This is a genomic window from Kribbella sp. NPDC104218, from assembly GCF_055584105.1.
Genome location: NZ_JBVJMQ010000002.1, coordinates 1,234,699 through 1,257,010, shown reverse-complemented (window position 1 = coordinate 1,257,010; position 22,312 = coordinate 1,234,699). Strand labels below are relative to the sequence as shown.

Below are 22,312 nucleotides of genomic sequence, written 5' to 3'. Positions count from 1 at the left end.
GCGTCGACAGAGCCATCGCATGGAGTCTGGAAGCAGACCGTCGGTGCCGGCACCTGAGCCTTTGTGTTGTCAGCCTGGTGTTGGCTCTCGTCAACGATCGTTGTGGCAATTGCAGATCGATAGCGCAGCTTCCCGCGGGCGCTCGTGGTGCTGCGTCTTGGCACATTTGTGCTGACGTACCGGTAGTCGCTAGCCAATCCGTTCGATGCGCGAAGCGGTAGTTGGGGTCGGCCTGGAAGGGACGACAACTAACGTGCCGTGAAGTGACAGTGCTGCGTGCCTGACAGCGCTGAGGCACCGGCGCTGTGGAGTTACGAGCTGGTGCGAGAGGCGAGCATCTCGAGGTAGTGCGGGTTCTGGTAGATGCCGAGGACGTTGCCGAACGGGTCGACGACCGAGGCGGTGAGATACCCCGAGCCGGCGCCGCCTTGCTCTGTGATGGGCTCGTGCTCAGTCGCACCCATCGCGAGCAGCCGCGTCATCGCGGAATTTACGTCGTCGATGTGCCAGGCGACAGCAGCGGCGCTCGCAGGTGGGGCTGGCGCGTAACGCCGGTCCAGGAAACCAAGCTCGACCTGGTCGTCACCGACGTGGAACTCGATGTAAGCCAGCTCCATGGCGACACCGCAGGCGGGGCAGCGATCGTCGCCGAAGCCGCGCTGCTGGCATGCCTGGCACAGGTACGCACGGAAGTACGGCGCGACACCCAGCAGCTCGCCGTACCACCGGCAAGCGGCATTCACGTCGTCAGCGAAGAAGCCGAGGGTACAGACACCTCGCAACATGGTCGTTCCCTTCCCCGGAAGCCGATACAACCATGTTCCGGCCAATAGCGGACGGCTCCTGGCCGCTACTCGAACCGTATGATGGGTTCGTGCGGCCCGTGGACGCCACGGCCACGATGACAACGCGCACCGCAGACGGCGCTGGGTGTGTCGCGGAGGCCGAAAACACAACGAGGTCTATCCCGTGGAGTACCGCGCCCGGGCGCCGTGAGCCAGCCGGACTTACTTGCCCGGCCGCGATGCGCCGGTTCAATGCCGCGATCACACACTGGGCGAGGTCGCCTGCTCCACCTGCCGACTCACGGTTGCACCGCTCATGGCCGCGGGCCTCAAAGACCTGGAGCCCTCGCACCCCTAGTCAGTCCGGCGGCTCCACCGGGCGGCCCTCGCTTCCCGAGGTGACGTCCTCGTCCCGCGGCGGACGGCGTCCCTCCTGCGGCACTGGGCCGGGAGCGCGCTCGCCCTCCTCATGATCGACCTTGTCGAAGTCAAGCGTGCCCTTCTCCAGCGCGCCGCTCTCCAAAGCATCGTTCAGCTCGGTGTCGGTCACGGTCTTCCGGTCGTTGTCCGGACTCGGGCGGTCGAAGCTCATCGTCGATCTCCAATTCTCGAGGAGGTTGGTCGGGTTAGGCGGCCGGCTCACTCGCCGGTCTGGTCGTTGGGTGCATGGACGGGTTTGGACTGCGACGACGAGCGTTGACGAAGGTAGACGGAGCCGCCGATGATCGCGGCGACCGCGAGAAATTCGCTCTGCCAGTTCTGGAACGATTCGAACCAGAACTGCGACGTCCGCAGGTACTGCCAGGTGGTGACCGCCTTGCCGCCGTACTGTTGCTGGTCCTCGCTGTAGGCGCCGGCTCCGGTCGTGGCGTGCAGCCAGAACGAGAGCAGAAAGACGATGCCGAAGGCAATGGCCAGTGAATTCTCGTAGAGCTTGAGCGACAGTTCGGAGCCGTGCCGAACTGGCCAGGGGGCGTGGGGATCGTGGCGATGGTCGCGGGGATCCTCGTCCTGCGGAGCGGTCTCGTCGATCGGTCTGGACTCCGCGGAGCCCTTCTGGACGAGGAAGGTCGTGAGCAGCACGTACATTCCCATTTGCAGGAACTCCGACTCCCAGTTCTCGAATACGGTCTCGCCGAACGACGACGAGCCGGCGTACTGAACGAGCGTCTGCGTCGGCTGCCCGTGCTCGCGGAGCTCGTCGTTCTCGTGGGCGTGCCCGGTGAGTAGAACGCCGATCAGGAAGAACGCGAACAGCCCCAGGTTGGCGAGGAGCAGCGCGCGAATCCGGATCCGTCTCATACCGCCCAAGTACCCACGGTGCTCCAGGTCTCATGCACGCATTGCGCAGTGCTGGGTCTTCAGGTCCGAGCCAGCCATACCGCGCCACCCCACAGACGTACTGCGCCGGCGGCGGGACCGGGATTCGGCAGACAAGCGCCAAGGCAGTGATTCGTGTCAGTGGGTCGATCATGCGCCGACGGCTGTGTAGCCGGCGATTTATACCTTTGAGGTGTTCGAGACCAGAAAGGTCACTGCGTCGGTGTCGTCACTGTCGCCGGTGACTATCCCGGCGATGTTTCCCGTGCCCGAGACACGCTGGTCTGCGACGCTGGTGCCCAGCCGGGCTTCGCCCAAGGGCCTCCGGACAGGCCGTTCAGAACGCCTTCAGCCGTTCGTACTCCGAACCGTGGATCGCTGACCTTCACCGGGCTCGAAGTGCCAGCACCAGCCCGGTCATCGAAGCGGCAACGGCGAGTCCAGCCACGAGCCAGACGACCAGAGTCTCGATCCGCCACCGCTGGTCAGGCGCAGCCGCCGGCCGCCGCGGCGGCACCGGCTTCACGGGCACCGGCCATTCCGCCACGGCGCGCGCGGCAAGCCTTTCCCAATTGCCCGCCGTGGCCCGCAACACCCGGTCCCCATAACGAAGCTGTGCCTCGCCCTTGGCGTTGATGGTCAACGTGATCGACACGTCTGCGTCCGGCGGCCGCTGGTCGTAGAGCACCCGACTGTGAACCCACCACCGATAGCCAGGTGTCACCGATACCACCCTTGCGCCCGCCCTGCCAGCGCGCCGCAGTGCGTCGACGTCGCCTTGCATCTCACGCACCATGTCCGGATCAAGCCCACTAGCGACCGTCCGGTACGCCAGTTGCGTATCCCGCGCATCAGTGAACAGCGGCGACGTACCAGCCGGCCAACTCACCCCAGCCAGCCGACGAACCCGCCCCTCGAGCATCCGAAAAGCCCCTTCAGCGCGCTCAGCAGCCAACTCCCAAGTCCGCTCGTCCTGCGGATCGTGCTCCGGCAAGAAGGCCCGACGGTCAGCACCCACCGTAGGCCGACTCCGCCGCCGCACACGCGTCGGTGGCCTCTTCTCCTTACGCGACCTCGACACCTCCAGCCCTTACCTCCCGTGACTACCCCCTAGCCTGCCCAACCGAACGCCTGGCTAGCGATCGATGTCCTGTTGCTGTCAGTCTCCCGCCGAAAATGCCGCCGGCGACTCCGCTCAGTGGCGCGATCGCTCCCGAGCGGAGCCGGCGACTCGCGCAAGCGTTTCGAGGTCCTGGTCGAACGCCTTCGACGCGGTCCGATCGTCATCACCGACGCGGAGACCGGCGAGTTGCAGTCCTTCACCTACAACGACGTCAGCGGGACGACGTGGTCCGCGCTCTACAACCCCGCGACCTGCCCCGGCCTCGCCCAGCTACTTCAGGACCTGTCGACCGCCGCAGATCGTCCGGCGCCGCCGTACCGGGAATCGCTTCACGCACGAACGCGCCGGCCGACTACCTGAACCTTCAACGACGTCACCGCGAACCCGGTTCACCGGAAGTTGCCCTTCTCGACGGCTCCTCGGCGGAAGGGTGCCGACGAGCCGCTGAGCACAATCGCCACGCGATAGGAGATCGTGGATGATGTTTGCATGGGTCACACAGATCTACCGGGTACCGCAGACGGGGTAGCTGGAGAGCCGGACGTTGTCGCGCTTGATCCGGCGGGACAGGCAGCGGCCGATGCCTTCGCGCGGCTGGCGGTCGAGATGCATGACGCTGAAGGCGTCGAAGAGACGGTTGAGACAGTTGTGCAGTTCGCGTTGCAGGCGCTGTCTTGTACATACGCCGGCGTCGCCCTCTACACCCGCGGTGCCCGTCCGGAGATCCCAGCGGTCACCGATCCGGTGGTCGCCGAGATTTACGGCCTGCAGCTGGAAAGTCAGGATGGTCCGATGATCGAATCGATGCGCGACCGCGCAACGGTACTGATCAGCGACACCGCGACCGAAACCCGTTGGTCACAGTGGTCCGCGAAGGTCGCCTCGCTCGGCGTCCGCAGCGTCCTCGATGTCCCACTGACACTCGGAGACGACTCGCGCACGGTCGGAGTGCTCGCCTTGTATAGTTCCGTCCCGGGTGGTTTCAACGACGATGACGTGGCGATCGCGCACATCCTGGCCCGGCACGTGTCGGTCGCCGTCGCCACGGCCCGGCAAGAGGCCAGCCTGGCGGCCGCCGTGGATGCCCGCAAACTGGTCGGGCAGGCGATCGGGATCTTGATGGAGCGATACGACCTCGACGGCGATCGGGCGTTCGCGATCCTGAAACGCTATTCCCAGGACACCAACCGCAAACTGCGTGACGTGGCTCAGGAGCTGATTGATACCCGCAAACTTCCTCGGCAGTAGGAATCGGCACAACCTCGCCGGGGTACCGGAACGGCAGAGGTCGACGTGGTCCCCGGGGACCACGTCGCTTCGAGGTCCGCGTCGTTCAGAAAACGCAGCGAGGCGTGACTGCTCAGAAATAGCGGCCCGGCGCAGCTGCCTCAGTCCGGAGATGAACTCTTCTCTGGGCGTCCGCCGTCGGTGTTGACCAACTGTTTTAGCGCCTCGACGACTGCCCGGCGTCTTGCCGCGATCGCAGACCGGCCGGCGGCTGTCGCCGGCTCGGGAGTGCCATCCGACCAGGCGGTGGCCATCGACACGATCAGGGTGATCAGTAGGCCTGGCGGCAGGGATGCCTTCACTGTGCCTGCGGCCTATGCCGCCGCATATCTGCCTCGCAAGTCTCAGGTAGCGGTCGATGATCAGCTGCGCCGCGGTTCGGGGATTGCCGGTCTGGGTGCTTCGCCGAGAGTGACCAGCTACGCCCATTTCACCTCGATGCAGGTCCGCGCCGGCACCGGCACGACGAGGCCGAGTACGAGGTGTGATCCATCATCGATCGCAACGGCTTCAGCGTCGACTCCCGGTGCCTCATGGAGCTTGAGGGCGTGCTGTGCGAAGACGGTAGCTGTAGCTGTGTCGCGGGGCTGTGACGCGACAGCTGAGAACGATGTTGAGAACTTGTTCCGGTACCCACAGATTTGCGCGATATGCGTCTTGCGACGCTGTTCCGTCAGATCCGGCCTGCAATCGGGTCTTACTCGATTTTGCGGCCATGACGACCGATCCGGGAGGCGCTCGGTGGCGAAGGCTTCTTATCGACCCGTCCTCGTGAGGAGATGGTCCGCGATATGAAGACCTGGAAGCCGGTCTATCGGTGGCTTGCGGCCAGTACGGCGTTCGCGGCGCTCGTCGCGATCGGGGTGATCGTTTTCGGACCCGGCGGTGACGAAGTGAGTCAGCCGGTCACCGCACGGCAGGCGCCGAAGGATCCGTCGTCCACGCCGGCTGAGCCCGAGCCGGAGGCGATGGTGAACCGGATGCTCGATCAGTTACGCAACGGGGAACCGGTCGAGTCGCAGTTCGGGCAGGGTGAGGGCAATCCGGCCGATGGGGTGCCGATCGAGGCGATCAAGGCCAAGCCGGGCGAGCAGTTACGACTCGGGCGACTGGTGATTCCGCGGCTGAAGCTCGATGACGAGCTCAACAACGGAGTCGACGAGGCCGCGTTGGTCCACGGTGTCGGGCACTGGCCCGGAACGCCACTGCCCGGCAGTGCCGGCAACGCGGTGATCAGCGGCCACCGGAGCACCAACGAGAAGCCCTTCCTGTATCTGGACAGGCTCCGGCCCGGTGACCCGATCACGGTCACGGTCGGAGCGCGGGCCACGACGTACAAGGTCTTCAAGACCACCATCGTGCCGCAGGCGGACTACGTGAAGTTCGTCCTGAGGCAGCCGGTCCGCGATGACGACAAGGTGCTCACCTTGTTCGCCTGCAACCCGATCACCGCCCACTACCAACGCATCGTCGTCCAGGCGCGCGCCGGCTGAGGAGGTCGAAAGTCGCCTGCCCCCAGAACGACCCCTTGCACCACTACTGAGGCATCAAGGAGAGTCATGGGTATCAAGGCAATTTTCGGGGGCCGTCCGGTCCTCGAGTTCGCCGACGAACACAGCCGGCGGAGTTTTCTGCGGAACGCCGCACTGATCGGCGTCGGAGCCACGTACGTCGCGTCCCGGATCGGTGACCCGATCGCCTTCGGGACCGCGGACCGCGGTTACGCCGGTGAGGCCGCCAAGAGTGATCTCGACATCCTGAACTATGCGCTGACGCTGGAGTATCTGGAGTCGGCGTTCTACACCGCGGGGCTGAAGGCCAAGCTGCTGAAGGGCCGCGAGCTCGAGCTGATCGAACCGATCCAGCAGCATGAGGCCAACCACGTCACCGCTGTCCGGACGACGATCACCGATCTCGGCGGCAAGCCGGTCGCCCAGCCGAAGGTGAAGTTCCCCGACGGGACGTTCACCAGCCGGGCGTCGTTCCTGAAGACCGCGGCGACCTTCGAGGAGCTCGGGGTGAAGGCGTACCACGGTCAGGTGCCGCTGGTGAAGGACGGCGCGATCCTGGCCGCCGCGGCGTCGATCGCCGGGGTCGAGTCGCGGCACGCGGCGATCATCGCCCAGATCAGTGGCGGGAACCCGTTCCCGGCGCCGATCGAGGCCAACCTCGGGATGGCGCCGGTGCTGAAGGCCGCGATGCCGTTCCTGGCGAAGTGACGAGGAGCAGACAATGACTGACACCATTCGGGATCTGGTCCACGGCAACTCCTCGCACGTCGAGGCAGGCGCCGCGATCGGCGCGCTGAGCCACGGTTTCCAGGTCACCACCGCCAAGGACTTCAACAGCGACATCGACGTCCTGAACTACGCGTTGACGCTGGAGTACCTGGAGGCCGAGTTCTACCGGCAAGGCAACAAGGCGAACCTTGTCACCGGCAAGGAGAAGCAGTACCTGATGCAGATCGGCGCCGACGAGGCGTCGCACGTCGCGACGCTGACCGCCACGATCCAGAAGCTCGGCGGCAACCCGGTCGGTGCGCCGGCGGTCGACTTCGGCGGCTCGTTCGAGTCCCGCAAGAGCTACCTGACCACGGCACACGTGTTCGAGAACAAGGGCGTCGGCGCCTATCTCGGTGCCGCCGGCTTCGTGAAGGACAAGATGATCCTGCAAGCCGCGGCCGGCATCTTCGGTGTCGAGGCGCGGCACGCGGCAGTCGTCGGCAACCTGCTCGGCCTCAAGGCCGAAGGCGGCGTCTACCTCGGTTCCACCGAGGTCGGCGTACCGAAGGCCGAGATCCTGAAGGCGGTCGCGCCGTTCCTTCAGGACCCGGACAAGGTGGTTGCCGCAATAACCTACTGACACAACACAAAAGCTCGGCCCTCCTTCAGATGGAGGGCCGGGCTTCGTCCGTCAGACCTTGCCTGGACAACAACCTGACCCGGATCGGGAGAGCTTGTCGAATGCAGAGGACTGTGAGCCGAAATGACCGGGCGGAGTTGTAGGCCGCGACAGCCCCGGTCAGGTGGCGGATTGGGACGCTCGGATGGTCCGTCAGGCGGGGGACGGCAAGCATCCGTGTCGCCGTGGCTGGACAGTGGCCAGGTAGGGGGCCGTATCGTTTCGCCACGTTGTGTCGAGAAGTCGAGTTGGAGCGAGGGAGGCGTAGGTGAGTGAGTTTGGCCCGCCGGCGCGGCGCCCGTGTGGTTCCTGTCCGTACCGGGCTGACGTGGCGTCGGGCGTGTGGGATCCGGAGGAGTACGCCAAGCTGGCCCTGTATGACGTCGAGACGCACGAACAGCCGCCTGGGCTGTTCTTGTGTCACCTGGTCGACCAAAGGGGGGACCGGAAGCGAGTTTGTGCTGGTTGGGCCGGATGCCACGACGGGGGCAATCTGCTTGCACTGCGCTTGGCCTCAGCGTTCGGCCGGATCAGCGCAGACACCGTTGAGGCGATCAGGGACTACGAATCACCTGTGCGCCTGTTCGCGTCGGGCGCCGAGGCCGCGGCGCACGGAATGCGCGACGTCGCCGACCCCGATCAGGCCGCGCAGCAGTCGATCGCCAAGATCGTCCGCGTGCGCACCGACATCATCGATCCGATCCACCGGCCGGGCCCTGACCGGGCAACAGGAATGATCGATCCAGTCCCCGAGGCTGGGGCCGGAAAGAGCCGTTCGTGAGCCGAACAGACGTGTTCACGGTTGCGCTGCTCAAGGGAGCGGCCGAGGGTGATGTCACTGCTCACTTCGGCTCGCTCGGCGGATTCGAGGCACATGTCGCGATGGCACAGGCGCTGGACCTGATCGCCGGCGACAGTCAGACACTGACCGGCCGAGGACGAGGGCTCTACGACAAATATCGCCTGGCTGAGCTCCCTCCCGGCAGGGCCTACCTGGCATGGACCGGTTCGCCGATTGTGGCAGCCGTGATTGCCGAGCTGACCACCTCGCAACCTGCCCCAACGACCGACACCCCGGAATCCTGAGATGACCGACAAGGAACCTGCCGCCGCACCGTTGCAATGGCCGGTCGATCGAGCTGTCCGTAGGCTCGACTACCGGCTGACTTTTGGACGCACGCTGGCGCCTCGCGCAGTCCGTCCGCATGAGCTGCGCGGGCCGGACATCCCTGACGCACGCCGTCCCGACAGGGTCCAGATCTCGGCGTGGTACCAAGAAGCCCCGCTGGAAGTCGAAGACCATGAGATCAGCCAGGACGACTGGCTCGAGCACTTCTTGTCGATGGCCCTGAACGAGGCCGTCCACGAAGTCCTGGAGTACTTTCGCGTCGACGACGAGCTGTTCCTCGATCCGCACGGCGAACACGAGGACCGGATCTACGCCGCGGTCAACACGATGGCCGCCCGGTTGGCCGAGCTCAGACATCTCACCGCTGAGCAGTGAACACCTAGAGCCCTGTGCACGGCACTTGGCGTCGCGCCAGCTGCCATCGACACGCGCAACTTGCCGACCAGGGCCTCACCCGGGGAACATGCGGCCATGTCCACCTACCGCATCCCCGTTCACTTCACTTCCAATCCCCTCACCGACGGACCCGCCAAGTTCCACGGCCTGCCGGACTTCCTGAACCAGTTCAGCGATCGGCTCGGCGCGTTCGGCCGCCTCATCACCGGCGACAGCGTGGTCCAGGTCGACGAACTCACCTACCAGCTGTACGTCGAGATCACCGACCCCGCCCTCAACGGACTACCCGGCGAACCGGCCGCCGCCGCACAGCGCGTCGCCGTGAACGCCCTGGTCCAGCTCGGCTACACCGCAGCGACCGCGACCGTCCACATCGACGACATCACCGAACTCACAGAAGTACACGGCAACTGAAGCCATCTAGACGCTGTGGCTGTGTGGTAGCCACCAGGCCCTGAAGGCCGCTGACGGCCTGGCAGCACGGCAGGCATGGAGCCCTTCAGGTACGCGGCGCTCTTGGTTGAGCGCGGTCAGGACAGGCAGCTGAACGCCGGTCGGGAGATGCTGAGCTTGGACTGGGCGCGGCTCGGTTGGCTGAGTTGCTATCCGTCCGGCGGGTTCGGCCAAGAAGTAGGTGTGGAAGTGAAGACGATGCCTGAGGGTGCTGATCTGGATTTGCTGTGGCGTGTCCACAGCGCCGCGGTGGTGGCCTACTTGTTGCGGCATACCTGGAACATCGAGCAGAGCCGTGGCCCCTGGCCCAGGAGGTGCTCTTGGTTGCGGTCCGGCGCGCGGACGCGACTCTGGCCCGCCGGGAGCGGCGCTGGTTGTACAAACGTGGCTCATCACGTCGTGGGGGAGTGGCTGCGGCACCGCGATTGAACCCAGAGTGCGCTGGCCCAGCTCGGCAACGACCTGGTCGTTCAGGAGCCGGCTGGCCCGGTCGACCCGATGGGCGAGCGGGTCGTGGCTGGCTCGTTCGCGGCCAAACGAAACTGCGGCGGATGCGCTGCCATGACGGCATCGACTGCCTTTCGGGCCAGACAACCACGTCCGAATCGGGTACCGCCGGCCGCTTGACTTGCCTGGACCGAGCCGGGCTCCGCTTGATCGTTCCGTCCTCGACGGGCCAACTCCAAACACCCGAACAACATCAGAAACGCACTCCGTGCCGTCGAGTTCTCATGCGGCAACTGCTTGCTTGTCAGGTCTATACGTGGCCACTGACCGGGCAGCTGGCCATGATCGCGGGGACTGGCGAGTTGGCCTTCACCGCAGGCGCGGCGCCGACTGCTCCTCGTCAAGTTGCGACTCCCGCGTTCTTTCGCCGGGGTGATGAATCCGGCGAGGGGCCGGTTCACGGAAGAAACTCCTGGCGGGGGCTGGTCGCAGTGGTTATGTTTCGCGTGTGCTGATCTCTGAGGGTGGCGATGGGCTGTCGGGGTTGATCCGGGATGCGTTGGGATCGGGCGCTCGGGTAACAGAGGTGGAGCGGTTGCGCGGGGGGACCAGGAAGGGGGTGTACCGGATTGGTGTGGAGGGTTCTGATCGCGTCAGCGTGGTCGTGTATAGCTGGGCCACTGAAGAGAACTTCTGGCCTCAGACGCCATCGGACGACGATCCAATGGATCCGTTCACTCCGGCCTCGGGGCTGGGCCCATTTCTGGCCGCAGGGCGTGCTCTGGGATGTCTTGACGTGCGCACCCCGCGGGTGATCTTCGCCGACGATAGCCGGCGGCATTGCGAGGCGGACGTCGCGGTGGTCGATGACGTTGTCGGAGGTACGCTCGAGTCGTTGTTCAGCACTGATCCGAAGCAGGCTGCGGTGACCTTGGCCGAGCTCGCGCGGGCGCTCGACTCGATGCACCGGCACCTGAGCCCCCGCTACGGCAAGGTGGAGCTGCTGCGGCAACGCGACTCGGCGTTGCAGGGTTCTTGTGAGCGACGCGTACTTGCCCGTGCTTTGCGTGATCTGCAGGAGGCAGCCGGGCGCGAAAGGCGAATCGCGGAAGCCGCTGCGGCGTTGCACGACCGGTTACTGGAACTGGCCGGCCGGGTGGATCCACGAACCCAATACGGGTTGGTTCACGGAGAGCTCGGTCCGGACCACGTGCTGGTCGGTGCCGATGGGAGTCCGGTGCTGATCGACATCGAAGGGCTGATGTACTTCGATGTCGAGTGGGAGCACGTCTTTCTCCGTCTCCGTTTCGGCGAGCGGTATGCGGCGCTGAGTCAACATGGTCTAGATCCGCGACGGCTCGACTTGTACATGCTTGCGATGCGGCTGTCGCTGGTGGCCGGTCCGCTGCGCTTGCTCGATGGTGACTTTCCCGACCGATCGTTCATGCAAGACGTCGCTGATCAGAATGCGACAGCTGCTCTGGCGCTTCTGCCTTCTATGTAGTCGCGGCCGATCGACAACGTCGCGTCTCATGACGGCCGGAGCTGGCATCGATGTTTGTTGAAGTTCCGGGAGCGTGCCTGGTCAGAAGCTCGACGTAACCCAGGGGAGGCCCTGGTGGCCTCGATCAGCTGTGCGATGGATGAGTGCCGCAGACGGGCTGTCCGAGCTGCACGGGTACTCCCCGGTGAACAGCTGGAACCGCTCAACCCTCTTCGCTCGAGGCTTGATCGTGGGGGATCGCCAGACCTTTGGCGAGTATCTGCGTATGCCAGCCGTCGACCATCGCCTCGACATCCGATCGTCGGTGCGGAACAGCGTGACACCAGGGTCGCGGTGCTGGCGCGCAGGCCGCAGCGCCGACGGCACCACCAACCGGAGTTGCACACACGTAGGGTTGCCGTATCCCCGGCCGGCCACTGCAGAAACTCGGTCACGACGCCTCGCTCGCACCCGCGACCGGGACCGCGGTCAGCCGCGGCGCCAACGCACCTCGCCGGACCCGGCGTCCGAACGCCCGCCTGCCATCCGAGCTCTCCCAGCCACGCTCCACCCGCTGATTCTCACTGAACTGAAACGCCGAACCAGCCACCTCGAACACCTCCAGATCACCGTCTTGTCAGCATTCGACATCCGCATCCACTAGCCGCGCAGGCGCCCGGGTAGCGGCCGCTGCTCGGCTCTCCTGCGCGAGGCATACGAACCGCCCGCGCGGCGGCGGCACGGTGGGGTGGATGGCCGGGAAATGTCCGAGCCCCCAGCTAGCGTCTGCGCGATGAGCCACGATCCGGCCGCCCAGGCGACTGCGAACCGCCTGCGCCTTGCCCTTGTCGACGAAGTCGTTGCCGAGGGCTGGCTGCGTACGCCGTCCATCAAGGCGGCCATGGCGACGGTGCCTCGCCATCTGTTCGTACCAGATGCGAGCGTCGAACACGCGTACGCCAACTCGACGGTCGACATCAAGCGCACCCTCGACGGAACAGTGATCAGCTGCGCATCGCAGCCGAGTGTCGTGGCAATGATGCTGGAGCAGCTGCAAATCGCGCCCGGCCACAACGTCCTCGAGCTCGGTGCCGGCACCGGCTACAACGCCGGACTCCTCGGCCATCTGACCGGGCCGACCGGACACGTCACGACCATCGACGTCGACCAGGACATCGTCACCGGCGCACGCACCCACCTGGCCGCCGCCGGCATCGGCAACGTCACCGTCGTCCGCGGCGACGGCGCCCTCGGCCACGCCGCAACCGCACCCTACGATCGAATCATCGCCACGGTCGGTGCCCACGGCGTGCCACGCGCCTGGCTCGACCAGGTCGCACCAGGCGGACGACTCGTAGTCCCGCAAAGAATCAGCGGAAGTGTGTCCCGCTCGATCAGCTACGAGCACCGGCGCGGCACCTGGGTCTCGGTCGGCAGCGAGATGAACAGCTTCATGCCGCTGCGCGACGGCGCTGCTGCCGACGACCGGCGCCTCATCCCGATCGCCGCCGACGGGTCGGTGCGCCTGCAGACCCACAGCGGCCAGACCGTCAACGCCGCGGCTCTCGCTGAGGTCCTCGACCGGTCCGGCAGCATCGCGTGGACCGACGTGCTCTTCCGCGGCAATGAATCGCCGGAGTGGATGGAACTCTGGCTGACCTGCGCCTTCCCTGGCGGCCTCAACCGGATGACGTTCAGCGCCGAGGCGGCCCGGACGCATCTGGCTGAGCAGCCCTACCCCAGCTCCACCGCGGTCACAGAAGGCGGTGCCTTGGCCTACCTGGCCCGGCGGCTCTCAGAACATCGCAGCCTCGAAGGCGGAAAACTGTGGGAGTTCGGAGTGGTCGGACACGGCCCTGGCGGTGACTATCTTGCCGCGCGGGTGCGCGAGTCGATGCGAACCTGGAACCGGGATTATCGCGGCTGCGAAGCCCGCTTCGAACTTAGAAGCCACACAGCTGCGCCCACGACGCCCTACGAGGACCGATTCGTCGTCACGACGCCAACCACCCAACTGATCGTTGACTGGCACCAACAGGCGGCCAAGTGACGAGAACCTGGCAAGGCCCTTCGTCCCGTTGTGGCCTCAGGCAACACCCCGGAGAGATCGATCATTGCTGGGGATGCTTTCTCGTTGAGGGGGAATCGATACGCCGCAAGACCACCTGCCGCCATCAGCACCAGCTAGCGCATAGAGTCGACGTAGGCACCGAGGAAGCCGTCGATCGCCTGGGCTTCCGTGACGGCCGCGTCAGCGTCCCGTATCACGCCTGGAGTTCCCGGGTCCGGCGCCCAGGTCATGTCTCGCACGGCGCGCTTCAGTTGCTCGCCCAAATCGAGCCTCCCGCGTCCGTCCTGCCAGATTCTTGCAGCAGGCACGAGCTCCGCTGCCGTCAAGCTCACGAGGAACAGCCGCTTCTCGGCCGCACAGGCCTCCGGCGTGATCGACGTATCGTCACCCGAAATTCGGACGGTCCCATAGCGCGACTGACTCAATGCCTCGGCCGCCGTTCGAGCCGTGTCGGCCTCGGGCCCTTCATTGCGCGCGATCGCCTGCTCTACCAACGCCCAGTGGCTCTGAAGCCAGGCGGCGCCAGCTACGACAACCTCGCGCTGAACGCTACGCGCCCGCTCCCGCTCGGCCAGCCGGTCCTGATGGTTCTGCAGCTTCTGACGCTGCTGACCATAGCGGTCAACTGCCCGGTACACCGCGAGGATTGACAGCGCCCACAAGCCGGCGAAGCAGAGCTGCATCGAGACAGGCATAGGGCGATCCTAGTGAGATAGACGTCTGTAGGGCCGGATGCACCGCGGCCGGTCGATCACGTGAGAGGCGAAGGGCAACGGCTGGCTACGCCTGTCAACTGGCGAGCGGTTCCGTTCGAAGGCCATAGTCTCATCGCAGGCCCGATCGACGGACGACGAGAATTGCCGCTATCGCGTTAGCCGGCTCGTGCGGTAGTTCAGCTGATCCGTATCAGCTCTGGTCGCTCTTGTTCGAGCGCCGGCGAGGGCCGCCCGCCGCCCGGATCCCGAGGGCGATGCACGGACCGACGAGGACGCTGAAGATCACCGAGCCCCAGATCGACGACGGAAAGTACGACGGCAGAACCGCTCGGCCGATCAAACTCAGCACGAAGGACACTCCACTACCCCACAGCACGAGTAGCCACCAAGGAGACTCGGAGCTCAAGTAGTTGCGCATTGGGAGGTTATAGCCGACGTACAGGTCACCCCCGCCGACTCTTGCGGTAGTTCAGCAGGCAACTGACGGAGGTCCCCAGCAGAGCAACCGTTCTCAGCCAGCCTTCCTTTGTGGGTGGATCTCAAGACTTGGCAGGTGGCGATCCATACCGTGGCAAGCGTAGTGACATTGCTCCTGTTGGTGCTCTTGGAGAATGCCTCGCGGCGCTCCGAGGAGGCTGCTCAGGAAAAGCTCAATGTCATTGCTGAGGCCCTCGGGGCGTTGATGACTTCACAGGCCCGCAACGATCCAGCGCTGCGAGATGCGACCCAGAAGCTCCACGACGCGATCGGCCTCGAGCAACGCCACTGAGAGCCCTCGCTGGTCAAGAGTTCGTGAGCAGACGTAGGTGCTCGATCATGGTGTCGACCGCGGTCCGAAGTGGCTCGGGATCGCGGCGTACCTGGCTGAGGAGCAAGCCGCCTTGGACGGTCGCCAGCAAGGTCGTAGCCAGAGCGTCGGGGTCAGCGGACGCCGCGAGCTCTCCGCGTTCCTGCATCCGGACAAGGCCGTCGCGGATCAGGCGCTGCCAGGAGGTGAAGGCGTTGGCGAGTTGAACTCGGGCGACCGGGTCCGATTCGGCGAGGTCGCTGGCGAGTGATCCGAGAGGGCAACCGCCGACGCACTGCATCTCCGCGACAACAGTCAGCATCAGGTCCCGCCAGTTGGTCAGGGCGTCCAGAGAGTCGAGTTGCCCCAGCCCTTGATGCTGTACGTCGAGTACGCGGCCGGCCTGATAGTCGATCACGGCCGAAACCAGCGCGTCTTTGCCGGGAAAGTAGTGGTAGAGCTGCGAAGGGCTGACCGCGGCGGCGGCTTGAATGTCCTCGATCGTCGTTCGAGCTACGCCGAATTCCGCCATCAGCTGTGCTGCCGCGGCCACGATGCGGTCGTGCGTGACCTGTCCTTTACGGGTGAGCGGCCGTCGCGTCGGGTCTGCTGCCGTCATCCGGCAACCCTAACCGTTTTGGAGTTGATACTCCATTTTCGCCTCTCGAATATTGGAGCAAATACTCCAACTAGCTTGGGAGCTGGACATGACGAAGGACTTCGCCGGGCGGACGGCCCTGGTCACCGGTGGTAACAGTGGCATCGGCCGGTCGGTCGCGGACAGCCTGGCCGCGCGTGGCGCGTACGTGGTCATCAGTGGCCGTGATCGGGGCCGTGGCGAGAAGGCGGTCGCGGAGATTGCGGCCGCCGGCGGCCGCGCCGAGTTCGTTCAGGCCGATCTCGCGGATCTGAGTAGTGTGCGGATGCTGGCCAAGCGGGCCATCGGGATCGGCGGCGGCACGGTCGACGTTCTGGTCAACAACGCGGCGATCTTTCCCCTGGGGCTGACCGCAGAGGTGCCGGACACGGATTTCGATGCGGTTTATGCGGTGAACGTACGGGCGCCGTTCTACCTGGTGGCGGAGATCGCTCCGTTGATGGTTGCGCGTGGCCGCGGTGCGATCGTGAACCTGACGACGATGGTTGCCTCGTTCGGGATGTCCGGTATGGCGGCCTACGGGTCGAGCAAGGCAGCTCTGCAACTGTTGACCAAGGCGTGGGCTGCGGAGTTCGGTCCGGCTGGCGTGCGGGTGAACGCGGTCAGCCCCGGGCCGACCCGGACTGAAGGGACGGCCGTCTTGGGAGACGGTCTCGACAGCCTTGCCGGGACGACGCCGCTCCAGCGTGTGAGCTCGCCGGCGGAGGTTGCGGCAGGCGTCGTATTCCTGGCGTCCGACGAGGCTGCGATGATCCACGGCGTCACACTGCCTGTGGACGGCGGCCGCCTCGCGGTCTGATGATCACGGCGGCGACGGGGGCGCTGCCTGATCCGTCTCTCTGGTCGTCCGGAGCGAGGCGTTGCTCGTTCGGCAGGTGTCAGTTTCCGGCCATCCGGTGCCTCGGGCATGGACAACGAATCTACCGTTGGGCCTGACTACTGACCGTTGGGCTGGGAGCGAGGGATGGGACATTGCTGAGATTGCTGAGGCGAGGTGCTCCGGTGGTGCTCTTGACCGCAGTGCTCGGGCAGTGTCTCCTCGCCGCCGGTCCGGCGAAGGCTGATGGCCGCGTCGACGCCGACGCCGTGGGTGAGTTCGTCCAGCAGAAGAGTCGTGCGGCCGGGGTGCCAGGGGCTGCCTACGCCGTTGTCGAAGCCGACCGTGTGCAACTGCAGGGTGCTTTCGGCGTTGACGGCGATGGTCAGCTGGTCGGCCCACGGACGCCGTTCCTGTGGGGCTCGGTCTCGAAGCCGGTGACGGCGACGCTGGTGATGCTGCTTGCCCGGGATGGTCTGCTGAGCCTCGACGCCACGGTCGGGAAGCTCGTTCCGTCCTTCGCCTCGGCCGGCCAGATCACCGTGCGCCAGCTTCTCGAGCACACCAGCGGACTACCGGAAGGGCTCGAGCTCACCGACCGGTACGACGCCGGCCGCAGCATCTCTTCGCTGCTCCCGCACATTGCCGACCTCGAGCCGACCGCGGCGCCCGGCAGCAAGCACAGCTACTCCAGCCTGAACTACATCGTGCTCGGCGCCGTCGTCGAGTCGGTGACCGGAAAGCCCTTCGCCCAGGTGCTGTCCGAGCGCCTCCTCCAGCCCGCAGGTATCACCGCGCCACTCGCCGATCCTGCCCAGACCGACCGAGTGCTTCCCGCCGGCCACCGATTCGTATTCGGCAGCGCACGGGCGTTCGAGTCGCGCGTCGACCCGGCGACGGTCCCAGCGGGCTACCTGGTGGGCTCGGTCGAAGACCTCGCGGCCTATACGCGGACGCAGCTGAGCGGAGGTCCCGTGCTGGATGAGAAGGAACGCACTCTCCTCCACACCTCGAAGGTCATGGTCGGCAACGACAGCGGCTACGCCTTGGGATGGCGGACCTCGAAGGTTCCCGGTACCGACGAGCCGATGCTGTGGCACGGTGGCGCGGCGCCGGGTTACCAGGCGGCGATCGTCCTGCTCCCCAAACGTGATCAAGCAGTTGTCGTCCTGCAGAACGCCTACGGCCCGTTCCACGACACCGCCTTGATGGACACCGCCATGGGTGCCGCCGCGATCTTGGCGGCCGCCGAGCCCGAGCGGCACGGCATCGACCCGATCTACCCGATCCTGCTCACGACTCTCAGCGTCCTCGCCGTGCTCCTCCTCGTCCTCATCCTCGCCTCCGCCCGTCGCCTTCGCAGCCGGTCAACGCCCCCTCCCTCCCGCCGTCGATGGGCCGGCCTAGCTCTAACCTTGCTCCTCCTGAGCGCGCTCGTCTACGCACTCGTCGGCGTCCTCCCCAGCTCAGCCGGCGTAACTCTCGCGCAACTCACCCTCTGGGCACCCGACCTCTCCGCGCTCATCCACCTAGTCGTGATCCTGTCGGCCCTGCTCGCCGCACTCCGCCTCCTAACCACAGCCCGCCAACCCCGCGGACACACCTCCCCCTCGGCATAACCTCGCGCACTGTGCTCACCCAGGCGTCGGAAGCCGATGACTTGGTCCCGACCGCAACAACCGAACCCACGGCACCGTCCAGCTCGATGCCGGACGTCGCCTACGGCTACGACAAGCCCAAGTCCGTGATCTCGCAGGCGTCGAACGACCCGACCAGGCCTGTCCCAGGCGTGAGCGCAGTCCTCCTCAACTCCCAGCGGGAGAGGCGCGACTGAGCCGTCTTCGCTACCGGCGATACGTGACCCCTGGGGGCTGAGAGCGGGCGACCTCGCTCACGACCCCAGGGCCTTTCCATTCTTCCCAATCCACGACATCGCGACGCGCGCTGGCAAGCCACCCTTGTAAGTCACCCATGCCCAGCCGCCAACCCTCGAACAGTTGCTCCGTGCGTTACGAAGGCTCGACCAGTGCCGCGGAAGCTTCAGACTCCGGGTGTCGTGTGCTTCGCGCCAGTTCATTCGAGGTGATTGCGATGCCGTCGCCGAGCAGCCTGTTGAGCCGCAGGCCCTGCGGGTGGCGGACCACATCGTCGGCTGAGGGTGGAATCAGTACAACGCGTCAAAGGCTGGAGTACGCCCTGGCGGCGGTGCCAGCTCGCGGGGTCTTTCCGTGTCCGAGGCCGAGCACGCACCTTAGTCACACGCCTGGAGCTCGAACTCGATCTTCGGGGACCAACGCCGTAGGTCACTGACGGCCGATCAGTGCTGCCAGGCCTGGCCCCAAGCCACCGATGACGAGTTCGCTCCCGACGCCCTGAAGCTCGAAGAGGCTACTCCTAGGTACGGCGACGGCGAGCAAAGCGGCCTAACCTAAGTCGCCGGGAACTCCTACATCGTGTAGGTGCCTGGTGTGAGGCGACTCGGTGCAGGATGCGCTCCGGTTGTCAGCCGGCGCGCTCGAAGGGCCGGCCCCGGCCCGACAGCCGATGACCGGGCACTCTCGCGGACGCATCGTCGAAGTGGCACGCCAGGTCATAGCCACCGCGACGATGGCGCCGCAGTGCTCGTGCCGCCTGTCCAGGGTGACGAGACTGACCATCTCGATCGAGCCCCACAGCCGGATGGCAAAGGTCGCTACGTTCAGCGAACCTCATCAGGTGGTCACCGCCGCGCGGCCGGCGCGAGCCCTCATCACCTCCTCTTCGGTGTGAATGGAGAGAGGAGGTGATGAGGGCACACCCCAGGCCATCGTGCCGGGGCATTGCACGTCCAAGCCCGGAATCGCCGCTGCTCAGCGCGGGCTGGTGGCCAGCACGGCGTCGAGGTCGTTCTGTGCGTACCCGTCGGCCTGAGCAAGGGTTCACCAAGCCGCAGCTACCGCCTCATGGCCACGCCGACGATGTACGGCGGTCAGGTAGACGATGCTGTCGCCGATCTGGTGCCCGTAGGCGACCCGGAGCATGAAATCAGCCAGCAGCAAATCGCCATCACGGAACGCCTGGATGCCGAACTCCAGCGCTTGGTTGGCAAAGCTGGCGGCGGTCACCTCGGCAGCCAGCTCTGCATCAATGTGGTCCCCTGTACTCGGCATGCACTCAATCTAGGTGTGCGGTACGGAGCCGAGCTTCTCAACAGCCCGTCGATCCTGGAACCGCGCCGGACGGTGCTAATGAGGGGGCGGCATCAACTCGTTCGCTCGTCATGAGCGAATCGGCAGGTCCGACGAGCCCGGGCGCGATTGATGGTCAAGGTGGTCCGGCGGGGTCCAGCGCCCACCGATCGCGGCTCCATCGAGCTGGCGTGCGGCTGCCGACCGGATGATGACACTGGTGGGTTGATCTCGTTCCCGAACGAACGTACGACGACGCGCCCTCCCGAGGACACCTTGCCCACTCACCCCTCACAACCAGATAGCCGCAATCCACTGGGCCCGCTCCGCTCGAGCGGGCCTAGTGCACGCTGCGGAGGCAGGTGCCGATGAAGCGCATGACGCGTGGCGCCGCTCGGCGCTACGTGGTCTGCGTTCACCGGAAGGCTGGTCATTCTCGATGTCTGTCGGGTCCTCAAGACCGATGGCCGCCATTCTCGGCCGACCGATGCCGCTGAAACCCTGGGGCCATGACTCTCTCGGTTGATGAAGTACAGGCGTTACTAGTGATCGCTCAGGATGTTCCGGTGGCTGATGAGCTTGACGGTGACGGAAGATCCATCTCGAGGTTTGGAAAGACCGCTGCTTCTGAGGCGGCGATGGTGGAGTTGCTCGATGCGTTCCGTGGGGTGATCTTGCGGGCGGCGAGGTCCAGATGTCGGCTTGACCCGGAGGATGCCTACGCGATCGCCTGCGATGAGTTCATTGCGGCGGCGAGACGACACGACCTTGCGTCGGACGTGCCGTTCCATTTCGTGATTGCGAATGTTCTGCTGCAGCGAGTCTCCAGGGAGTCTCGAACCTCCAGCCTCGTTTCGGTCAATGAGAACTCGGCAGCGCGCTACGGACGACTGATGGAGCGGTACGGCGCGGACCTGGCTGCCGCGTATCACAACTGCCGCGATGAGCTGCTTGCGCCGGCAACCTTTCTAGCAACGCACAATGCTCTGGCGCCGACGTTGAGTACGTCCAGTCCAGTGATGGCTGATTTTGCGGCTGAGGCGCGTTTCGAGGAGGCCATCGTCGATCGCCAGTTTGTCGAATTCATGCTTGGGTTGGTCAGTGACGAGCAGGCAGCCATTTTGCGGCTGCACTGTGGGTTCGGTGATGCGGTGACGTTGCAGTACCTCGCCGGTACGTCGCACCGATCCGGAGACAACCTGACAATGACTCAGATCGGAGCCCTGCTGGGAGCGTCGCGATCGAAGGTTCAGCGCGAACGAGCGTCGGCGCTAGCTACGATCCGCGCGGCGCTTCGATCGGCCGATGAGGACTACTGAGGGCGCGTTGGGCCGGGTGGCCGGCGAACGGCCGATGACGAGCGACGCGATTGCACGGATAGATAGTCGTCGCTGCTCGACCAGGCCCGAGAGTGTGGCGCAGATGAACTCGTGGCGTGTTGTTGGATTCCGGGCGATGACTTGCTGCAACGCTTGGCCGACTTGTCCCCGATAAGCTCACCGTCACGCATCGTGCAGTCAGGTGGACGTCACGCGTGTGGCGGCACGCTGGCATGGGATTAGTTGGAGAAACGGATCGTTGTAGGCGGTATTGCTCGACGGCCTGTTCGGGGCGGTACTCGCCGGCGTTGTGACCGTTGTCGCAGTGCGTATGACGACTTGTCATGAACGCGACTTGAGCAGCGAGCTGCGGCTGCAGGCCCGGCCGCTCGCCCGTGGCGGTCTGGACGAACTCCTCGACGAAGGCTGTGAGTCGGCCGGAGAGTTCCTGACGCACTGTGCGGCCGCGGCCCGCGATCTGCGGGTGCCGCAGCGCATTGCGGCCGCCGGATACGACGGTGCCACCGACATCCTGAATCAGTTGCTCAGCTCGAACTGATTCGGTCCGCTCGTATAGGTGTACGAGGTCTAGGCTGTGGTGCCATGGATACTGGGGCGCCATGGTGGGGTAGCGGCGTGTTCGTGCTGGGTGTTGGGGTTCTCGCGGCCTTCGTGAACTGGTGGACCTGGAATGCGAATCGGCGTACGGACCGCCGGCGCCTCAACCGGGAGGCGCTCGAGAAGGCCTTCTTCGGGGTCGAGGAAGCGGCGGAGGCTCTCTTGGAGCTTTCGGTCTGGCCGATCGAGACGGGTGACCCGAAGGAACTGCTGCGAGTTGTGCAGCGAGCGGCCCGGCGGCTCGCGTACTACGCCGACGAGCGGATCGGCGATCCGTTGGCGGAAGTAGCGCGAGCAGCTGCCGACTTGGCGGGCTGCGTCGGAGAGATTCGCGAGACGACCTCGCCGGGCCGTGCTAATTCGGTCGATGTGCGGTCCCGGGCGGAGGTGGACACGGCGCGGGATCAGCTCGGGGACGCGTTGGACCGGTTCGTCGTTCAAGTACGGCGAGGAATGGAGATCGAGGGCCGGTATCGTTCGTTGCGTGCCGAAGCCGAGCCGGGAACACCTCCGCGCGGAGAACTGCCGCCCAGGTCGTGAACGCCGCCTGGTGACGGCGCGGGCTCTACATTGCAGTCTTACTACACTTCGTTCACGCGCCGTGCGTCCGAAGCCCTCCCTCGCTGGTGCTATACCGTTGGCCCGTTGGCCCGTTGGCCCGTTGGCCCGTTGGCCCGTTGGCCCGTTGGCCCGTTGGCCCGTTGGCCCGTTGGCCCGTTGGCCCGTTGGCCCGTTGGCCCGTTGGCCCGTTGGCCCGTTGGCCCGTTGGCCCGTTGGCCCGTTGGCCCGTTGGCCCGTTGGCCCGTTGGCCCGTTGGCCCGTTGGCCCGTTGGAC

The 22,312-nt window shown here is 65.6% G+C and carries 27 protein-coding genes; 18 read left to right on the top strand and 9 right to left on the bottom strand.

Translation table 11 applies throughout. The features are described from left to right. Positions 1 to 311: 311 nt before the first annotated feature. From ACZ6ZD_RS21740 to ACZ6ZD_RS21725, 4 genes are all read right to left on the bottom strand, one after another. Positions 312 to 785: a VOC family protein gene (locus ACZ6ZD_RS21740; protein ID WP_465674801.1), complete on the bottom strand. Its 474-nt coding sequence runs from the start codon at positions 783 to 785 to the stop codon at positions 312 to 314. 358 nt (positions 786 to 1,143) lie between these two features. Next, complete coding sequence (locus ACZ6ZD_RS21735; RefSeq protein WP_465674799.1) at positions 1,144 to 1,377, bottom strand: hypothetical protein; 234 nt, start codon at positions 1,375 to 1,377, stop codon at positions 1,144 to 1,146. A 47-nt stretch (positions 1,378 to 1,424) separates the two neighbouring features. Continuing rightward, entirely contained in the window at positions 1,425 to 2,087 is a 663-nt protein-coding gene (locus tag ACZ6ZD_RS21730) for a DUF6766 family protein (protein WP_465674798.1), read from the bottom strand. A gap of 403 nt (positions 2,088 to 2,490) precedes the next feature. Then, complete coding sequence (locus tag ACZ6ZD_RS21725) at positions 2,491 to 3,123, bottom strand: hypothetical protein (RefSeq protein ID WP_465674797.1); 633 nt, start codon at positions 3,121 to 3,123, stop codon at positions 2,491 to 2,493. A gap of 180 nt (positions 3,124 to 3,303) precedes the next feature. On the opposite strand from ACZ6ZD_RS21725, the gene ACZ6ZD_RS21720 reads away from it, so the two are divergent. Together ACZ6ZD_RS21720 and ACZ6ZD_RS21715 are read left to right on the top strand one after the other, a co-directional pair. After that, positions 3,304 to 3,588, top strand: coding sequence for a hypothetical protein (locus ACZ6ZD_RS21720; protein ID WP_465674795.1), 285 nt, complete (start codon positions 3,304 to 3,306; stop codon positions 3,586 to 3,588). Positions 3,589 to 3,834: 246 nt separating this feature from the next. Then, on the top strand, positions 3,835 to 4,476 hold the full coding sequence (locus ACZ6ZD_RS21715) for a GAF and ANTAR domain-containing protein (protein WP_465674793.1): 642 nt from the start codon (positions 3,835 to 3,837) through the stop codon (positions 4,474 to 4,476). A 140-nt stretch (positions 4,477 to 4,616) separates the two neighbouring features. Here ACZ6ZD_RS21715 and ACZ6ZD_RS21710 read toward each other — a convergent pair whose 3' ends face one another. Beyond that, positions 4,617 to 4,817 (bottom strand): hypothetical protein, encoded by a 201-nt coding sequence (locus ACZ6ZD_RS21710; RefSeq protein WP_465674791.1) that lies wholly within the window; start codon positions 4,815 to 4,817, stop codon positions 4,617 to 4,619. Positions 4,818 to 5,306: 489 nt separating this feature from the next. On the opposite strand from ACZ6ZD_RS21710, the gene ACZ6ZD_RS21705 reads away from it, so the two are divergent. The 9 genes from ACZ6ZD_RS21705 (at position 5,307) to fxlM (ending at position 13,374) form a co-directional block, all read left to right on the top strand. Further along, the gene (locus tag ACZ6ZD_RS21705; RefSeq protein WP_465674790.1) at positions 5,307 to 6,008 is read left to right on the top strand and encodes a class E sortase; all 702 of its coding nucleotides are present in this window, start codon (positions 5,307 to 5,309) and stop codon (positions 6,006 to 6,008) included. 66 nt (positions 6,009 to 6,074) lie between these two features. After that, a complete protein-coding gene (locus ACZ6ZD_RS21700) occupies positions 6,075 to 6,734 on the top strand; it encodes a ferritin-like domain-containing protein (protein ID WP_465674788.1) in 660 nt (219 codons plus the stop codon). Between the two features lie 13 nt (positions 6,735 to 6,747). Beyond that, a complete protein-coding gene (locus ACZ6ZD_RS21695; RefSeq protein ID WP_465674786.1) occupies positions 6,748 to 7,377 on the top strand; it encodes a ferritin-like domain-containing protein in 630 nt (209 codons plus the stop codon). 307 nt (positions 7,378 to 7,684) lie between these two features. Continuing rightward, positions 7,685 to 8,197, top strand: a complete 513-nt coding sequence (locus tag ACZ6ZD_RS21690) for a DUF6283 family protein (protein ID WP_465674784.1) — start codon at positions 7,685 to 7,687, stop codon at positions 8,195 to 8,197. Next, positions 8,194 to 8,502 carry a hypothetical protein gene (locus ACZ6ZD_RS21685; protein ID WP_465674782.1) on the top strand — a complete coding sequence of 103 codons (309 nt, stop codon included), beginning with the start codon at positions 8,194 to 8,196 and terminating at the stop codon, positions 8,500 to 8,502. The genes ACZ6ZD_RS21690 and ACZ6ZD_RS21685 overlap by 4 nt, the downstream gene beginning before the upstream one ends. Position 8,503: 1 nt before the next feature. Then, positions 8,504 to 8,920 carry a hypothetical protein gene (locus tag ACZ6ZD_RS21680; protein WP_465674780.1) on the top strand — a complete coding sequence of 139 codons (417 nt, stop codon included), beginning with the start codon at positions 8,504 to 8,506 and terminating at the stop codon, positions 8,918 to 8,920. 96 nt (positions 8,921 to 9,016) lie between these two features. Continuing rightward, positions 9,017 to 9,355: a hypothetical protein gene (locus ACZ6ZD_RS21675; protein WP_465674778.1), complete on the top strand. Its 339-nt coding sequence runs from the start codon at positions 9,017 to 9,019 to the stop codon at positions 9,353 to 9,355. A 994-nt stretch (positions 9,356 to 10,349) separates the two neighbouring features. Further along, positions 10,350 to 11,345 (top strand): phosphotransferase, encoded by a 996-nt coding sequence (locus ACZ6ZD_RS21670; RefSeq protein ID WP_465674776.1) that lies wholly within the window; start codon positions 10,350 to 10,352, stop codon positions 11,343 to 11,345. A gap of 772 nt (positions 11,346 to 12,117) precedes the next feature. Next, a complete protein-coding gene (gene fxlM, locus ACZ6ZD_RS21665) occupies positions 12,118 to 13,374 on the top strand; it encodes a methyltransferase, FxLD system (RefSeq protein WP_465674774.1) in 1,257 nt (418 codons plus the stop codon). Between the two features lie 134 nt (positions 13,375 to 13,508). On the opposite strand, the gene ACZ6ZD_RS21660 is transcribed toward fxlM, so the two are convergent. Together ACZ6ZD_RS21660 and ACZ6ZD_RS21655 are read right to left on the bottom strand one after the other, a co-directional pair. Then, a complete protein-coding gene (locus tag ACZ6ZD_RS21660; protein WP_465674772.1) occupies positions 13,509 to 14,090 on the bottom strand; it encodes a hypothetical protein in 582 nt (193 codons plus the stop codon). 211 nt (positions 14,091 to 14,301) lie between these two features. Then, positions 14,302 to 14,529, bottom strand: coding sequence for a hypothetical protein (locus ACZ6ZD_RS21655; RefSeq protein ID WP_465674770.1), 228 nt, complete (start codon positions 14,527 to 14,529; stop codon positions 14,302 to 14,304). Positions 14,530 to 14,643: 114 nt separating this feature from the next. Between ACZ6ZD_RS21655 and ACZ6ZD_RS21650 the strand changes: the two genes are divergently transcribed. Continuing rightward, positions 14,644 to 14,880: a hypothetical protein gene (locus tag ACZ6ZD_RS21650; RefSeq protein ID WP_465674768.1), complete on the top strand. Its 237-nt coding sequence runs from the start codon at positions 14,644 to 14,646 to the stop codon at positions 14,878 to 14,880. A 13-nt stretch (positions 14,881 to 14,893) separates the two neighbouring features. Here the strand turns inward: ACZ6ZD_RS21650 and ACZ6ZD_RS21645 are convergent, their stop codons facing one another. Further along, positions 14,894 to 15,517 (bottom strand): TetR/AcrR family transcriptional regulator, encoded by a 624-nt coding sequence (locus ACZ6ZD_RS21645; RefSeq protein ID WP_465674766.1) that lies wholly within the window; start codon positions 15,515 to 15,517, stop codon positions 14,894 to 14,896. 88 nt (positions 15,518 to 15,605) lie between these two features. Between ACZ6ZD_RS21645 and ACZ6ZD_RS21640 the strand changes: the two genes are divergently transcribed. The 3 genes from ACZ6ZD_RS21640 (at position 15,606) to ACZ6ZD_RS21630 (ending at position 18,207) form a co-directional block, all read left to right on the top strand. Further along, on the top strand, positions 15,606 to 16,355 hold the full coding sequence (locus ACZ6ZD_RS21640; RefSeq protein ID WP_465674764.1) for an SDR family NAD(P)-dependent oxidoreductase: 750 nt from the start codon (positions 15,606 to 15,608) through the stop codon (positions 16,353 to 16,355). Positions 16,356 to 16,558: 203 nt separating this feature from the next. Continuing rightward, the gene (locus ACZ6ZD_RS21635; RefSeq protein WP_465674763.1) at positions 16,559 to 17,992 is read left to right on the top strand and encodes a serine hydrolase domain-containing protein; all 1,434 of its coding nucleotides are present in this window, start codon (positions 16,559 to 16,561) and stop codon (positions 17,990 to 17,992) included. Positions 17,993 to 18,078: 86 nt separating this feature from the next. Then, positions 18,079 to 18,207 (top strand): hypothetical protein, encoded by a 129-nt coding sequence (locus ACZ6ZD_RS21630; protein WP_465674761.1) that lies wholly within the window; start codon positions 18,079 to 18,081, stop codon positions 18,205 to 18,207. A gap of 1,084 nt (positions 18,208 to 19,291) precedes the next feature. On the opposite strand, the gene ACZ6ZD_RS21625 is transcribed toward ACZ6ZD_RS21630, so the two are convergent. Then, positions 19,292 to 19,522, bottom strand: a complete 231-nt coding sequence (locus ACZ6ZD_RS21625; protein WP_465674759.1) for a hypothetical protein — start codon at positions 19,520 to 19,522, stop codon at positions 19,292 to 19,294. Positions 19,523 to 20,049: 527 nt separating this feature from the next. On the opposite strand from ACZ6ZD_RS21625, the gene ACZ6ZD_RS21620 reads away from it, so the two are divergent. The 3 genes from ACZ6ZD_RS21620 to ACZ6ZD_RS21610 all read left to right on the top strand — a co-directional run bounded on the left by ACZ6ZD_RS21620 (position 20,050) and on the right by ACZ6ZD_RS21610 (position 22,017). Next, positions 20,050 to 20,859, top strand: coding sequence for a hypothetical protein (locus tag ACZ6ZD_RS21620; protein WP_465674758.1), 810 nt, complete (start codon positions 20,050 to 20,052; stop codon positions 20,857 to 20,859). A 331-nt stretch (positions 20,860 to 21,190) separates the two neighbouring features. Beyond that, a complete protein-coding gene (locus tag ACZ6ZD_RS21615; protein WP_465676079.1) occupies positions 21,191 to 21,418 on the top strand; it encodes a hypothetical protein in 228 nt (75 codons plus the stop codon). Between the two features lie 44 nt (positions 21,419 to 21,462). Next, a complete protein-coding gene (locus tag ACZ6ZD_RS21610; protein ID WP_465674756.1) occupies positions 21,463 to 22,017 on the top strand; it encodes a hypothetical protein in 555 nt (184 codons plus the stop codon). The last annotated feature ends 295 nt before the right edge of the window (positions 22,018 to 22,312 follow it).